This window comes from Cupriavidus sp. 10L43_2, from assembly GCF_056395265.1.
This window is the reverse complement of sequence record NZ_JBFTJE010000017.1, coordinates 49,923-64,920: the sequence shown is the minus strand read 5'-3', so window position 1 is coordinate 64,920 and position 14,998 is coordinate 49,923. Positions and strand designations below refer to the sequence as shown.

The 14,998-nt window shown below is 67.0% G+C and carries 13 protein-coding genes and 1 riboswitch; of the genes, 6 read left to right on the top strand and 7 right to left on the bottom strand.

Annotation, left to right across the window (positions count from 1 at the left end; genetic code table 11):
- Nucleotides 1-134: 134 nt before the first annotated feature.
- On the top strand, nt 135-1,001 hold the full coding sequence (locus AC1DEL_RS21305; protein ID WP_092296659.1) for a mechanosensitive ion channel family protein: 867 nt from the start codon (nt 135-137) through the stop codon (nt 999-1,001).
- Here the strand turns inward: AC1DEL_RS21305 and AC1DEL_RS21300 are convergent, their stop codons facing one another.
- Complete coding sequence (locus AC1DEL_RS21300; protein ID WP_092296662.1) at nt 1,002-2,219, bottom strand: Bcr/CflA family multidrug efflux MFS transporter; 1,218 nt, start codon at nt 2,217-2,219, stop codon at nt 1,002-1,004. It abuts the gene before it with no gap.
- 240 nt (nt 2,220-2,459) lie between these two features.
- Here AC1DEL_RS21300 and AC1DEL_RS21295 point away from each other — a divergent pair, with 240 nt between their 5' ends.
- Nucleotides 2,460-2,996: a hypothetical protein gene (locus AC1DEL_RS21295; protein ID WP_477105487.1), complete on the top strand. Its 537-nt coding sequence runs from the start codon at nt 2,460-2,462 to the stop codon at nt 2,994-2,996.
- 114 nt (nt 2,997-3,110) lie between these two features.
- On the opposite strand, the gene mdoH is transcribed toward AC1DEL_RS21295, so the two are convergent.
- Both mdoH and AC1DEL_RS21285 read right to left on the bottom strand, forming a co-directional pair.
- Entirely contained in the window at nt 3,111-5,714 is a 2,604-nt protein-coding gene (mdoH, locus tag AC1DEL_RS21290; protein WP_477126191.1) for a glucans biosynthesis glucosyltransferase MdoH, read from the bottom strand.
- Complete coding sequence (locus AC1DEL_RS21285; protein ID WP_477159178.1) at nt 5,687-7,201, bottom strand: glucan biosynthesis protein G; 1,515 nt, start codon at nt 7,199-7,201, stop codon at nt 5,687-5,689. The genes mdoH and AC1DEL_RS21285 overlap by 28 nt, the downstream gene beginning before the upstream one ends.
- Nucleotides 7,202-7,803: 602 nt before the next feature.
- Here AC1DEL_RS21285 and AC1DEL_RS21280 point away from each other — a divergent pair.
- Entirely contained in the window at nt 7,804-8,220 is a 417-nt protein-coding gene (locus AC1DEL_RS21280) for an RT0821/Lpp0805 family surface protein (RefSeq protein WP_092296671.1), read from the top strand.
- Nucleotides 8,221-8,244: 24 nt separating this feature from the next.
- On the opposite strand, the gene AC1DEL_RS21275 is transcribed toward AC1DEL_RS21280, so the two are convergent.
- The 4 genes from AC1DEL_RS21275 to AC1DEL_RS21260 form a co-directional block, all read right to left on the bottom strand.
- Nucleotides 8,245-9,963: a mechanosensitive ion channel family protein gene (locus AC1DEL_RS21275; RefSeq protein ID WP_092296674.1), complete on the bottom strand. Its 1,719-nt coding sequence runs from the start codon at nt 9,961-9,963 to the stop codon at nt 8,245-8,247.
- Between the two features lie 97 nt (nt 9,964-10,060).
- Nucleotides 10,061-10,537: a surface-adhesin E family protein gene (locus AC1DEL_RS21270; protein ID WP_092296677.1), complete on the bottom strand. Its 477-nt coding sequence runs from the start codon at nt 10,535-10,537 to the stop codon at nt 10,061-10,063.
- A 146-nt stretch (nt 10,538-10,683) separates the two neighbouring features.
- The gene (ribB, locus tag AC1DEL_RS21265) at nt 10,684-11,373 is read right to left on the bottom strand and encodes a 3,4-dihydroxy-2-butanone-4-phosphate synthase (RefSeq protein WP_092296680.1); all 690 of its coding nucleotides are present in this window, start codon (nt 11,371-11,373) and stop codon (nt 10,684-10,686) included.
- Between the two features lie 128 nt (nt 11,374-11,501).
- Nucleotides 11,502-11,669, bottom strand: a riboswitch (FMN riboswitch).
- Between the two features lie 79 nt (nt 11,670-11,748).
- The gene (locus tag AC1DEL_RS21260) at nt 11,749-12,639 is read right to left on the bottom strand and encodes a helix-turn-helix domain-containing protein (RefSeq protein WP_477159175.1); all 891 of its coding nucleotides are present in this window, start codon (nt 12,637-12,639) and stop codon (nt 11,749-11,751) included.
- A 175-nt stretch (nt 12,640-12,814) separates the two neighbouring features.
- On the opposite strand from AC1DEL_RS21260, the gene AC1DEL_RS21255 reads away from it, so the two are divergent.
- From AC1DEL_RS21255 to AC1DEL_RS21245, 3 genes are all read left to right on the top strand, one after another.
- On the top strand, nt 12,815-13,114 hold the full coding sequence (locus AC1DEL_RS21255) for a type II toxin-antitoxin system RelE/ParE family toxin (RefSeq protein WP_092296686.1): 300 nt from the start codon (nt 12,815-12,817) through the stop codon (nt 13,112-13,114).
- Nucleotides 13,111-13,458: a HigA family addiction module antitoxin gene (locus AC1DEL_RS21250; RefSeq protein WP_477126190.1), complete on the top strand. Its 348-nt coding sequence runs from the start codon at nt 13,111-13,113 to the stop codon at nt 13,456-13,458. Before AC1DEL_RS21255 ends, AC1DEL_RS21250 begins: the two co-directional genes overlap by 4 nt.
- A 142-nt stretch (nt 13,459-13,600) precedes the next feature.
- The gene (locus AC1DEL_RS21245) at nt 13,601-14,914 is read left to right on the top strand and encodes a hemolysin family protein (RefSeq protein ID WP_092296692.1); all 1,314 of its coding nucleotides are present in this window, start codon (nt 13,601-13,603) and stop codon (nt 14,912-14,914) included.
- The last annotated feature ends 84 nt before the right edge of the window (nt 14,915-14,998 follow it).

The window sequence follows — 14,998 nt, the reverse complement described above, 5'->3', positions numbered from 1 at the left end:
GGAGAAAGCGGCCGGACAGCGTTCCGGCCGCTTTGTTATTTGCGCATATCGAACGGCGGATTTTCGCGAAATTATTAACTTGAACTTGCCCGCGACGAGGCCAATAATGCCCTTGCCTAACAGGAGCATGCCCCATGGATACCTCTTCGTTGCAGAGCTTTCGCGAGTTGATCGTCGGTTACGCCACCGTGTTCGGCGTCAAGATCCTGGCCGCGCTGGCCTTCTGGGTGATCGGCCGCTGGCTGATCCATTTCGTCGTCCGGCTGGTCCAGAACTCGCTGGCCCGGCAGAAGGTGGACCCCACGCTGCTGCGCTACGTCGGCTCCATCGTCACCGTCACCCTCAACGTGGTGCTGGTGATCGGCATCCTCGGCTACTTCGGCATCCAGACCACCACCTTCGCGGCGCTGATTGCGGCGGCTGGCGTGGCCATCGGCATGGCGTGGTCGGGGCTGATGGCGAATTTCGCGGCCGGCGCCTTCCTCGTGGTGCTGCGGCCGTTCAAGGTGGGCGATTTCGTGACCATCGGCGGCGTGACCGGCACAGTCAGGGAGATCGGCCTGTTCGCCACCACGCTCGACACGCCGGACAACGTGCTGACCGTAGTCGGCAACAACAAGATCTTCTCGGACACCATCCAGAATTTCACCGCCAATGCCTACCGGCGCGTGGAACTGAAGGCGCAGCTGGCCGGCTCGACTGACGCGATGGCCGCCGTGGCACTGCTCAAGGAGCGCATCGGCGCGATTCCCAACGTACTGGCCGAACCGCCTGTCGACGTGGAGATCCTCGAGTTCACGCTGGTCGGCCCGGTGCTCGCCGTGCGGCCGTACTGCCATAACGATCACTACTGGCAGGTCTATTTCGATACCAACCGCGTGATTCGCGAGAGTTTTGGCCAAGCCGGATTTGCCGCCCCGATGCCGGCGCAGATGGTGGTCATGCAGCCCGCGCCGGCCATGCCGATGGCGCCGGCGACGCCCGCCAACCAGGCCGCCTGATCAGGCGGGCACGGCCGCGCCGGCCCGCCCGTAGCGCCGCAGCAGGACCGCGCTGCAGCCGCACACCGCCATCACCACGGCCAGTGGCAGCGCGGTACCGTCGTGCCATACGCTGACGGCGGCGCCAGCCAGCGTGCCAAATCCGAACTGCAGCGTGCCCATCAGCGCGGACGCGGTGCCCGCGCGATGGCTCTGGTGCGCCAACGCCAGCGCCGACGCATTCGGCGTGATGCACCCCATACCCGCCAGAAAGACGAAGAAGCCGACCAGCAGCACCGGCAGCACGGCCATGCCCGCCAGCGCCGCGACGGCCAGCATCAGGCCGGCCAGCAGCGGCGCGTACAGGGCCATGCCCAGCACGGCGTCGAGCGAGCGCGCACGCACCAGGCGCGTATTGATCTGGGACATCGCGATCAGCCCGAACGCGTTCGCCCCGAACACGAAGCCATAGTGCGAGGGGTCGATGCCATGCAACTCGATCAGCACGAACGGCGAACCGGCGATATAGGCGAACATGCCTGCCTGCACGCAGCCGGCCGCCAGCGAGTAGCCCAGGAATTCGCGGTCGCGCAGCAGCTCCCAGTAGTTGCGCAAGACGGTGCCCGGGTGCAGCGTGCGGCGGTGCGCCGGATCGAGCGACTCCTCCATCCGTGCGTGAACGAACCAAAGGATCAGCACGGCCGCGCCACAATGGATCCAGAAAATCGCGCGCCAGCCCAGGGCAGAGAGGACGGCCCCGCCGATCAGCGGCGCGAGGATCGGCGCCAGGCCCATCACCAGCATCAAGGAAGAAAACGCCCGCGCCGAATCCTTGGCCTCGAGCCGGTCCCGGATCACGGCGCGCGACACCACCAGGCCGGTGCAGCCGCCAAGCGCCTCCAGGAAGCGCCACAGCATCAGGGACTCCACGCTACCGGCCAGCGCGCAGCCGGCAGCGGCGGCGCCGTACAACGTCAGTCCTATATAGAGAGGCGCCTTGCGGCCGTAGCGGTCGCTGATCGGACCATAGAACGCCTGCCCGATCGCCAGCCCGACCAGGAAGGTGCCCAGCGTCAGTTGCACCTGCCCGATCTCGGTGTGGAGGTCTGCCGCGAGCGCCGGAAAGCTCGGCAGATACATGTCGATGGACAGGGGCGCCAACGCGGTCAGCGACGCGCAGATCAACAGCCAGAGGGGAAAACGTGGAGCAGATGTGGAGGCGCGAGGGCTGGCAGTCATGAAACGGTTCCGAAGACAAGGCGCAATTGTTGCACAGGTTACAAAGCGTGCTTTCGGTGTGGCGTGGCTTTCGCATGCACGGGGGTGGAGGGTACAATGCCTGCCTGTCGGCACGGATGTTGCGCCGACCGCGTAGTCGGACGCACAGCGGGAGACGGGTCACGGGAGCCGTCCCCGGCAACGCTAGCCCGCATGACCATACGACAAACGCCGATTATTGTTTCGCTGAGCCTGGTTGCCATGGCAACCCTGCCGCCGTTGCCCGCGTGGGCCGCGCCGGTCAGGGCGCCGGTCACGGCTTCCGCGCCGGCACCCGCTCCCGTGCCTGTGGTGGATGAAGCCGACGCGTTGTCGCGCATGCTCAAGGGTGCCGCCACCGGGCAGAACACCGGCGGCGCCGGCGTTCCCGAACTGCTCCGCAACACCAGCCGCCCCGACGGCGTGCTGGCCCGCGCCTGCCGCCAGCTCAACGATGCCCTGCCGATCGAGATCGATGGCGAGACGCGCCTGCGCCGCTGCCAGTCGGTGCCGGGCAAGCATGTGCTCTTCCAGCTGGAGTTGACCAACTATCGCGGGCCGATGCTTGACCTGGCCAGCTTCGAGGTCAACTACGCCGCGCCGCTGCAACGTAACATCTGCGCCAACCGCGACGTGGAAATTCTGACCAAGCTTGGCGTCAGCATGATGTTCCGCTACATGACCCGCAAGGACCGCGGCGAGCGCCGCGTGGGCGATGTCTATATCAATGCGCCGATCTGCGTGTCGGCCCTGAGATAAGACCCACCCCTCCCCCGATACAACGGTTTAAAACGACAGGACGAAAAAAACGGCAGGTCAGCCTTCCCTAGGCTGACCTGCCGTTTTGGCTTTGCGCGCGGCTTGAGTCGTTGATCAGGCCGCGCGCGGCCGCAGCGGCAGCACGTTGGCGGCGCGGCGCATCAGCACGCGCGTCTCCTTCCACGCTGCATCGGCCAGGGGCGAGCCCCAGACCAGTTCGTGCAGCTTGGAGAGTGCGAACGGATCGCCGAGCAGCACATGCTTCTGCGCCGCCGACAGCGATTGCGGACCATGCGTCAGCGCATGCTGCACCAGCGTGCCATGCTGCAGGCGCGTGGGCGTGGGCTGCACCTTGCGGGCGGTGGCCGTGGCGCACATCAGCGCATTGGTCACCGGGTCCACCACGGCATCGACGAAGCCCGGCACGTCCTGTGCCGCCTCCACGTGCTGCTGGGTTTCCACGATCTCGCGCGGCACATTGGCTTCCTCGGGAATCACGAACAGCCCGGCGCGGCGCATGGCCCGGCCCAGCGTCACGCGCGAGAGCAGCACCGACAGCGGAATCGAGAGCGCCAGCGAACCGACAATCGGCAGCAGCCACCAGATGAAGCCCGGGCTCAGCCAGTACACGCCCGCGCCCCAGACCAGGCCCAGCACCGTGTGCCAGCCGTGGCGGCGGAACGCCTCACCCCAGGAGGTCTCGGCATCCTCGCGCGGGGGCGACTTCCACGAAATGCCCCAGCCGCTGTACGCCGCGACCACGAACTTGGTGTGGAACAGCATCCGCGTGGGTGCCAGCAGCGCCGACATCAGCATTTCCAGCAGCATGCTGACGATGAGCCGCACCGGGCCGCCGTACTGCCGCGCGTCCTTGAGCAGCAGGATCACGCTGGCCAGCTTCGGCAGGAACAGCAGCGTGGCCGTGGCCGAGAACAGCGCGAGCGCCTTCTCCGGGTGCCACTCGGGCCAGGTCGGGAACAGCTGGTATTGCTGCGTGAAGTACTCGGGCGGCACCAGCGCGTGCTTGGCCAGCGCGGCGGTGGACAGCAGCAGGAACAGGAACCAGAGCGGCGCCGACAGGTAGGCCATGATCCCGGTCAGGAACACGGCGCGGTGCACCATGTGGAAACCCTGCTTCATCCAGAGCCGGAAGTTCATCAGGTTGCCCTGGCACCAGCGGCGGTCGCGCTTCACCTCATCCAGCAGGTTCGGCGGCAGTTCCTCGAACGAGCCCGGCAGGTCGTAGGCAATCCACACGCCCCACCCTGCCCGGCGCATCAGCGCGGCTTCGACGAAGTCGTGCGACAGGATCTCGCCCGACAGCGGCCCCTTGCCCGGCAACGGCGCCAGCGCGCAATGCTCCATGAACGGCTTGATGCGGATGATCGCGTTGTGGCCCCAGTAGTGGGACTCACCGAGCTGCCAGTAATGCAGGCCGGCCGTGAACAGCGGGCCGTAGACGCGCGTCGAGAATTGCTGCACCCGCGCATAGAGCGTGTCCCGTCCCACCGCCAGCGGCGCGGTCTGGATGATCCCGGCGCCGGGGTTGGCTTCCATCAGGCGCGTCAGCGTGCCCAGGCATTCGCCGCTCATCACGCTGTCGGCGTCGAGCACGATCATGTAGCGATACTTGCTGCCCCAGCGGCGGCAGAAGTCGGCCACGTTGCCGGTCTTGCGCTTCACGCGATGGCGGCGCCAGCGGTAGAAGATACGGCCGAAGCCGCCCACGGCGCGGCAGATTTCCATCCAGGCATCGTGCTCGGCGGTGCGCAGGTCGGGGTTGCCGCTGTCAGAGAGGACGAAGAAATCGAAGTGGGCGAGGTCGCCCGAACGTTCGAGCGACTCATACGTCGCCCGCAGCCCGGCGAAGACGCGCGTCACATCCTCGTTGGCAATCGGCATGATCACCGCCGTGCGGGCGGATGGATCGATTGGCGCGTCCGGCGCGGCGCTGCGCGAGATCAGATGGCGGTCGCCGCCCTTGGCCAGCACCAGGAAGCCCATCATCGCCGTCCAGAACCCGGCGGACACCCACGAGAACAGGATCGCGAACAGGGCCAGGATGGCCACTTCGAGCGGATCGGCGCCGTGGTACGGCAGCACCTTGGCCATGAAGTACGTGGCCACTGTGGTCTGGGCAACCACCAGCCCCAGCAGGAACCAGCGGCGATGCGAGCCGGCGGGATGCCACTTGCCCTCGGCGTCGGGGCCATCGTGCAGGGTGTCCCAGGTCTCGGGCACGGGCGGGCGGCCCATCATCTTGTGCCAGGTATTGCGCAGCCAGCCGCTCACCACATGGGGTGGCCACTGGCGCGGCACCATCGACGCGCGCTCGGGCTTCGGCCCGGTATCCACGCGCACGGTGCCATCGTCGCGGCGCTGCAGCAGCGGCTCGCCGTCCACCTGCGGATTGCCGTAGGCCATCGTCAGGCGGCGCGGCACCGAGGCGTAGGTCGGACCGCCGGGCGTGGCGGTGACAGCGGCCTCATCGCCCTCGCGCTCCTTGGGGTCGCGGCGGGCCAGGCGGGTCTGCAGTTCGATCATTGCGGAAGGCACCTCGATGCCCTCGGCGGGCACGGAGGTCACCGGCGGCATGGGGGTGTCGGCCAGCAGTTCGCTGCGCAGCTCGGGCGAGGCAGGCAGGCGGTCGACATAGCGCTCGCATGCTGCCGCCTGGGCCGGGCGATGCTTTAGCCGGGGGGAATGATGTAGCTCCATGTCTCGGATAGGGTTGTATTGCCGTTGCGAAGATAGCCGCGCAACTCAACCGGCTTTGTCTCGTCCTTGCGGCGCATGAACAGCGTCATGCGCCAGCCGCCCGTGGCTTCGTTGCGGCGGACCGAGGTCTTCAGCAGTTCGCCGTTGGCGTCCGCCGAGATCACGGGGTCCAGCCGCGCATCCTCGGCCAGCTTCTTGAAGGCCGGGCCTTCGAAATCCACGGTCAGCGAGAAACTCGTGTCGTCCTGCTTGCGGGTCAGCCCCTGGCCGCGCCGGGTCTGCGTGACCCACGACAGCGGCGGCAGGTTCTCGCCATCCTTCTGCCATTTCAGGCGGTATTCATAGTCGAAGGCCTGCYKGGGCTTGGGSGGGTTGTCCGGCACCCAGAASGCYACGATGTTGTCGTTGGTYTCGTCCGGSGTCGGRATYTGCACCARCTCCACRCGGCCSGMGCCCCARTTGCCCTTGGGCTCCACCCAGCCGCTTGGCCGGCGCTCGTACCACGCGCCCAGCTCCTGGTAATTGTCGAACGTGCGGTCGCGCTGCATCAGGCCGTAGCCCTGCGGGTTGGTCGCCGCGAACGACGTCACCAGCAGCCGCTTGGGATTGACCAGCGGGCGCCAGACCCACTCCCCGGTACCCAGTTGCACGGACAGGCCGTCCGAGTCATGCACCTCGGGTCGGAAGTCCGCATTGGCGGACGGCTGGTTTTCGCCATACAGGTACATGCTGGTCAGCGGGGCCAGACCGAGCTTGGTCACGTTTTCGCGCAGGAACAGGCGCGACTTCACTTCCATCACCGTCTCGTTGCCCGGCTTGATCACGAAGCGGTACGCCCCGCTCATGCGGCGCGAATCCATCAGCGCGTAGATCGTCACCTGCTTGTCGTTGGCGGACGGCCGCTCGATCCAGTATTCGACGAAACGCGGAAATTCCTCGCCCGAATTCAGTGCCGTGTCCACAGCCAGCCCGCGGGCCGACAGGCCATACCACTGGTCCTTGCCCAGCGCGCGGAAGTAGCTGGCGCCCAGGAACGAGGCCAGTTCGTCCTTGCGCTTGCCCTGGTTCAGCGGGTATAGCAGGCGGAAACCGGCAAAGCCGAGTCCCTTGAGCTTGGCCGCATCCACCTTGTGCGAGCCGTAGTTGAACGCGCCCGGGTCGAAGCGGAACTCGCGCACGCTGTTGCCCACCACCTCGTTGATGCGCACGGGCTGATCGAACACCATGCCCTCGTGGTAGAACGAAACCTCGAACGGCAGTCGCGCGCCGCGCCAGGCAAAGCGCTCCGGCTTGTATTCGATCTCGCGATAGCGCTCGTAGCTCAGATCCTTCAGCTCGGTCGGCAGGTTCTGCGGCGCCGGCTTGTAGGGCGCGCCCGACAACTGGCGGGCCTTGGCGGCGACGGTCTCGAAGTCGAACGCATGCGCGGACAGCGCCGCCACGGCCAGCACCCCGCCCCCCAGCCAGCGTCCCAGCCCTCCCAGCATCCCGGATAAGCGGCGCGCGGGCGCATCGGTCGGGGCGTGGATGGGGCGGAACGGCGAGGTGGTTGCGGTCATGAAGGCCGGAAAATGGATGGATGGCGACCCGGCACGTCGGCGCGGATCGAAAGTGTTCAACAGACGTTTCAGCGTGCGTCCGACTGTCGGTCGCAGGTCTCCAGAGCAAGAGACGGACCAGGCGTCGGATCCGATTCAGTCGGGATCGGTATCGACCGGTCCGTAACGGATTTGTTGCATTGCGATGCGAAACCATAACAATTCGAGACTTAAAAGTCACGTTTCGCTGGCGCAACGTTTGCAACAAAATGTTCAAGCGGTAGCTCCAAAGCCGCTTGGGACAAGCGTTTCCGGGATATGGGCAGGGTTCGCCCCAGCGTCCGGCCCATGACCGTGCCGCGCCCGGATGGCTGCGCGGACACATGGCAATCCACGCTAGGTCAGCGGCGGCACGGTGTCAAACCGCACTGCGGCGGAGGCGATGCTGCGCCGCACCGGGGCGCCAAGTGTCTCGGGAAGCATCGCGATGCCCCCAAGCGGCCTGGGCGCGCTTACAATCGCCTCGTCATCCATTCTCACGAGGAATCGTCATGCACGCCCGGGGTACCCTTCGCCGTTCCCATCTTCGACTGGCGCTTGCCGCCAGCCTTGGCTGCGCCCTGCTGCTTGGCACCGCCCAGCCCGCCCTCGCCTACTTCGACAACTACCTGTCCGGCAGCATCATCGGCACGCTGAACCAGAAGGAAGCCGCCTCGCTGCAACAGACCGTGCGCAAGATCCTCGACGGCGGCCCCGACAACGAAAGCGTGACCTGGAACTACCCGGGCGCCGGCAAGCGCGCCGCCATCCTCGGCACCATCACGCCCGTCACCACCAAGGAAGACAAGGGCCAAAAGTGCCGGCGCCTGAAGTCCGAACTGCAGCGCGGCAGCGCCACCGAAGCGTGGTCGGGCTGGTTCTGCAAGCAGTCCAACGGCGCCTGGAAGGCCCGCCACGTGGCGGAGTAAGTCCGAAGCTGGCCGAGGTTGCACTCACGGCCGCGTGGCCCGGCGATGCGGGTGCGCGGCCGGGTCCACCTCGGCATGGCCCGGCGCCTCGAACCAGCGGGCCTGCGGTACCACCACGCTCTGGCCCGGCTGGTCGATGAAATGGGGCGACATGATCTGCACGCCGTGGGTGTTGAACACATCCTGGATGGCCGCGTGCAGTGCCGACAGCGCAAAAAAGCGATTGCGCGGATTGTCGATCGCCGTGAACAGCTCATATTCGACGTAGAAATCCGATAGCCCGCGCTGGAGCACGAACGGCGTGGGCGCCGCCACCACGTGGGTGGCGTGGGCGGCGGCTTCCAGCAGCATTGCGTGGACCTGCCGCCACGGCGTGTCATAGCCGATGGTGACCGAAGTGGACACCATCGCGCCCTGCTCGGCGGTGCCAGGGTCGCGCGTGGCGCCATGGCGCGAGAAGTTGTGGATGGCGCTGCCCACCACCACTGCGTTCGGCAGCGTCACCTCCTCGTTGCGCAGGTTGACGACCTTGACCGACAGCGCGTCCAGCCCGATCACCGTGCCCACCGTATCGCCAATGCTGACCATGTCCCCCCGGCGCAGCGCGCGCGAATAGACCACCACCATCCCGCTCATGATCTGGTTGACGATATTGGCCGAGCCCAGCGTGATCATGAAGCCGATCAGCACGGACAGGCCCTTGAACACGTCGCTCTGAGAGCCGGGGATATAGGGATAGGCGAAGGTGAACCCGAGCGCCCAGACCAGCACGCTGGCCAGCCGCCGCGTGGCGCCGGCCGTTTCCGGGTGCATGCCCGGCACCGTGATCTGCCCCTTCTGCACGGCGACAAAGATATTGCCGACCAGCCGCTGGATCGCGCGGGTGATCAGCAGGATGACCACCACCGTGACCAGCCCCGGGATCGACTCCACGATCGACACGCCGATATGCCGCAGCAGGCCAAGGAAGAAGGCGCCCATGCGGTCGCCGAGCGGTTCGGTCAGCGGAAACTGCTCGAGCGCGAACTGGAGCCAGAGGAAGCCCAGCGCGATGACCGAGCCCACCGCCAGGATCTGGACGATGCGGCTGACGAGCTGGTAGACCGCGCCGGTCCAGTCGAACTGGCTGCCGCTGCGCTGTTGCAGATGAACGTCCAGCGCGTGTTGCAGTGCGCCGCGCATGCGGCTGCGGGCGCGGCCAATGCCCCAGATCAACCCGACCATCAGCGCCAGGCTGCCCAGCGACAACAAGGCCCCGCGCAGCAGGTTAGGCCAGTAGAGCTGGGCCCGGCGGGCGTCGATAACGGCCTGGAGCCGCGCGCGCGTCTGGGCGGCTGCCACTTCGATCGTCAGGCCATCGGTAGGATCGAGATCGCCTTCGACCAGGGCGAAGAGCACGCGGTCGCCAAGGCGGAAGGCCACGCCGCTGACATCGCCGAGCGTGCCGCTCAACTGGCTCAGTGGCAGCCCCAGCTCTGACTCGCTCAGGTTGTCGAACGTGGTTTCGGCCCGCTCGGCGCGGGTGGCGGGGCCGGCGCCGCCCAGGGTGCCGCGCAGGGTGGCGACGGGCCGGTTCATCAGCCGCAGTTCCACGGGCGTGGACTGGGCTGCGGCCGTGGCGGCCGCCGGAGGAGAGGATGGTGCGGCCGGCGCTGAAGCCGCGTGCACCCATCCACAGAAGATGCCGACCAGTCCAATAGTCGTCAGCCAGAACCATGCCACCTGCCGCCATGCGTGCGCCATGCCTGCCCCCTCGTGTGGACGTGAGGCGAAGCATAGCGTGTCGCGGCGGAAAACGGGACCGCTATTGACGAGCGGCCTTAGCCCGTGGCGGTTGGCCTCAGCGGCAGAGCCGGCTCATCAGCTCCCCGGCGAGGGTGCCGGAGGCAATCGGCTGGGGCATGCCCGTCTGCGGGGCGCGGATCGTATATAGCGATTCGCCGCGCGCGTAGCGCTTGCTGTAGAGGGTCTGCTCCACCACCGCGAACATCGACGTGGCGCAATTCAGCACCATCCGCTTCAGCGACGAGCGAATGGCGTCGCCGCTGGCGGTGCGGATCACGCCGCCCGTTGGGGCGTTATGCATCAGCACGACGCCCACCTCGGGGCCGCGACGGCGCACGGCAGTCTGGTCGAAGTAGGAGGTCATGCCGGTGGCGCCCACCATCGGCACCCAGCGTTGGGGGTCCGGCGGGGCGGGATCGGCCTGCCCGCCGGCGTGGGCGGTCAGGCAGAAGCACGCGCCAGCCAGGACGGTCAGGCGTGCGAGAAATCGGGGAAATCGCGAAAAATGCGGGAGGAACGCGCGAACAGACATCGGGAAGCCCTCGTCATGACGGGAAAAAAGCAGCCCGCATTGTCGCACAGCGAGGCTGCCTATTCGCCCGTTTGGCGCGATGAAACTGCATCAGATTGCGTCATCGCGCCGGGCCGAAGGCGCCTGAGGCGCCCTTCCGGGCTCCCTCAGCCGTTGATTTCACGCCAGGCGGCGAGGTCTTCGATGGTCAGCACCGGCAACTGGTACATCTCGGCAAACGCCAGCGCCTCGGGGCGGCGCGCCATGGTGCCGTCCGGATTCATCAGTTCGCAGAGCACCGCCGCCGGCGACAGTCCCGCCATCCGCGCGAGGTCCACCGAACCTTCGGTATGGCCGCGCCGCACCAGCACGCCGCCGTCGCGGGCCACGAGCGGGAACACGTGGCCGGGGCTGACCACGGCGTCCGTGCCGGCATCCTCGGCAATGGCCGCGCGGATGGTGGTGATGCGGTCGGCGGCGCTCACGCCAGTGGTCACGCCCTCGCGCGCCTCGATGGAGACGGTGAAGGCGGTGCCGTACTGGCTGAGGTTGTTCTCCACCATCGGGCGCAGGCCGAGTTCGCGGACCTTGGTCTCGGTCAGGCACAGGCAGACGATGCCGCTGCATTCGCGGATCATCATCGCCATATTGGCCGTAGTCAGGCGCTCGGCGGACAGGATCAGGTCCGCCTCGTTCTCGCGGTCGTCGTCATCGAGCAGCACGACGGGACGGCCCTCACGCATGGCCTCGAGCGCGTGCGCGATGCGCTCGGCCAGCGGGCGCGGATCGGCATCGGCGATGGCAAGGTTGGCGCCAGAATTAACGTTCGGGAGATTGACTTCGGTGTGGTGCAGCATTGAAACGCTCCATATATAGGGATCAGTGGGCGTTTCAGGGTGGATCAGCGAAAACCCGCAAAAATACGACGACGCTCCGCCGCGCGGGCGGACGTGTCCACGCGCGCAAGGCCGGCTTGCGGATTTTCGCCCATCTTCTTTCATCCGGACTCTGACCGTCGGCCCTGGCCTCTCACCAGGTCTGCTGACCCCGCACGGGAATGCGGGCGCTCGCGGGCTCGCTGCCTCGCGTCATCGATGCACGACGCTGGCAACATACCGCCGGTGGGGAGTTTCACCCCGCCCTGAAGACGTAACGACGCCGTGGCGGCAGGCGTTTTCCGCACTGCCACAACGGCCCGGCGATGTTAGCACGAGCGTGCGATTCTGGCTGAACTACGACTCGAGCGCGCGCTCGGGCGCGGGAGTGCCGGCCAGAGACTCAAACAGGTCGCGGGTGGCCTCGTCGGCCGGGAAGAAACACTCGATGCGCAACTCTTCCAGCGTGACGTCCTGCGGAATGCCCAGCGTGGTCAGGGTGGAGAACAGCGACGCGCGGAACCGTCCAGCCTGGACGATCACGGGCAAGACCGGCGGCGGCGCGCCGTCCGCCTCGGGGTCATCCTCATCCGCCAGCAGCTCGCCGCCGGGCCCCACCATGTCTGGATGYCATGCGGCGATGCGGCGAAACATCTCACGCGCCACCTCATCGTGCGCCTGCGCCTGCAACGCCTGCCAGACCCGGCGCACGAGGTAGCGGCCCACCTGCTGCGCGTTCTCGATCATCGGCCAGAGGCCGTCCGGGTCGAACACGGTCAGCATCAGGTTGATGCGCCGGCCATCCTCATCGAGCGAAGCGGGCCGGCGCCCCGCCAGCAGCGTGCCGAACATGCGCCGGTACGCGGTGTTGGCGTCCACCAGATTCCAGAACCGGTCCAGCACCACGGCGGGATAGGGCTCCTGCTTGCTCAGGATCAGCGCAATGGCCTGCCGCACCATGTGCAAGGGCGGCGCCGCCAGCGCGTGTTCGCTATAGGCCGGCGCGAAGCCGCTCGCCAGCAGCAAGCGGTTCCGCTGCCGCAGCGGCACGGCGAGGCGGTCTGCCAGCGCCAGCACCATCTCGCGACTGGGCCGCGCCCGGCCCGACTCCAGAAAACTGATATGGCGCTGCGATACACCGGCCGCGAGCGACAGCGCGAGCTGGCTGTAACCGCGCTTGCCGCGCCAGTAGCGCAGCAGGGCGGGGAAATCGAGAGCGGCTTCGGAGCCGGGCGTGAGGGATTCCATGGCGGGTATTACAGCATGGGCCGGGAAGCGTGACGATTCCCTCGCAGGTAATCATCGTGATTCACAGGTTTCAGATTCGTCCCATGTCGCAATGGCGCGCGGCTTTCTAGGATGACGGTTCACCCTCATCCTAGATGCTGGCCATTTAATGCAATACGTTATACCATCGACATCCATGATCCGGACGTTCGCCAATAAAGCCACGGCGGCCCTGTTCTGCGGCCGGTACGTCAACACCCTGCCACGGCATATTCAGGCCACGGCGTTCAGGAAACTCGGGCTGCTGGACGCGGCGGCATCGCTGGTCGACATGCAGGCCCCGCCGGCGAACCGGCTGGAACCCCTGCGTGGCGCGCGGCGGGGCCAATGGAGCATCCAGATTCACAACCAGTGGCGCATCTGCTTCCGTTTTCAGAACGGCGAAGCATGGGACGTCGACATTGCGGACTATCACCGACAACCGGAGCCAGCATGACCATCACGCGTGAAGACCTGCAGCGCCTCGATGCCAGGGACGTCGAAACGGGCGAGCCCCTCGCGCCGGTGCACCCGGGCGAGATCCTGCGCCAGGACTTCATGGCCCCGCACGGGCTCTCGGCCAATGCGCTGGCGATTGCCCTGCGCGTGCCCGCGCCGCGCATCAACGACGTCGTGCGCGGGCGCCGCGCCATCTCGCCCGAAACCGCGTTGCGGCTCGCCCGCTACTTCGGCACGACGCCACAGTTCTGGGCCAATCTCCAGGCGGCGTACGACCTGCGCATCGCCCAGGAGAAGGCCGGCGAGAAGATCGAGCGGGACATCCAGCCGCTGACGGCATGATCCGTGCTTGCGCTGCCGTGCAAGACCGTCCACCGGACGGGCCATCATCTTGTGACGTGTGCGCCACCGCGCAGTGGTCCGGTCACATGCCGATGGTATGCTTTGACTTTTCAATTCCCGCGCGCATAGGGCGCGCACCCTGATGGAAATAGCCATATTACTGGCGCTCATTCTGGTTAACGGCCTGTTCGCCATGTCCGAGATCGCACTCGTCACGGCCCGCAAGGCCCGGTTGCAGCGGCAGATCGAGAACGGCGACCGTGGCGCGATAGAGGCCGTCAAGCTCGGAGAGGACCCCACGCGGTTCCTGTCCACCGTCCAGATCGGCATTACTTCCATCGGCGTGCTGAACGGCGTGGTCGGGGAATCCACGCTGGCGGCGCCGCTCGGCGAATGGCTCGCGGGCCTGGGCCTGTCGCCGACGACCGCCGGCTATACCGCCACGGCCATCGTGGTGGCCGGCCTGACCTATTTCTCGATCGTCCTTGGCGAACTGGTGCCGAAGCGGCTCGGCCAGTTGGCGCCCGAGGCCATCGCGCGCGCGGTGGCGCGCCCGATCTCGTTCCTTGCCACGGCGTCCACACCRTTCGTCAAGCTGCTGGGCGGCTCCACGCGGCTCGTGCTGCGGCTGCTCGGTGTCAAGACCGATCGCGGCCCGGCCGTGACCGAGGAAGAAATCCACGCGCTGCTGGTGGAAGGCTCGGAGGCAGGCGTCATCGAACGTCACGAGCACACGATGGTGCGCAACGTGTTCCGGCTCGATGATCGCCAGCTGGCCTCGCTGATGGTGCCGCGCGGCGATGTGGTCTACCTGGACGCCGGCCTCTCCGAAGAAGAGAACCTGCGCCGGATCGAGGAATCGGACCACTCGCGCTTCCCCGTGGTGCGGGGTGGCATGCACGACATTCTGGGCGTGGTCAGCGCGCGTCAGTTGCTGGCCCGCCGCCTCCGTGGCGAGCGTGCCGAACTGACCGCGGTGCTCCAGCCGGCCGTGTTCGTGCCGGAAAGCGTCACCGGCATGGAGCTGCTCGAGAACTTCCGTGCCTCCGGCGGCCAGATCGCCTTCGTGATCGACGAATACGGCGAGGTGCTGGGTCTGGTCACGCTGCAGGACCTGATCGAGGCGATTACCGGCGAGTTCAAGCCCGATGAGGCAGGTGGCGAGTGGGCCGTGCAGCGCGACGATGGCTCGTGGCTGCTGGACGGCATGATCCCGGTGCCGGAATTCAAGGACCGCCTGGGCCTGCGCGCCGTGCCCGAGGAAGACAAGGAGCGCTACCACACGCTGTCCGGCATGCTGCTCTTGCTCCTCGGCCGCCTGCCGCAGACCACCGACAGCGTGCAATGGGGCGACTGGAAGTTCGAGATCATCGACATGGACGGCAAGCGCATCGACAAGGTGCTGGCCTCCCAGGTGCCGCCCGAGGACGGCCCGGAGCCCGAAACCACCGGCTGACCGCCTGCCCGCCTCACCCCGAAACGGACGCTTATGCGTCCGTTTTTTATTGCCCGCGCCCTAACGCGATTCCTGCTCACTGGT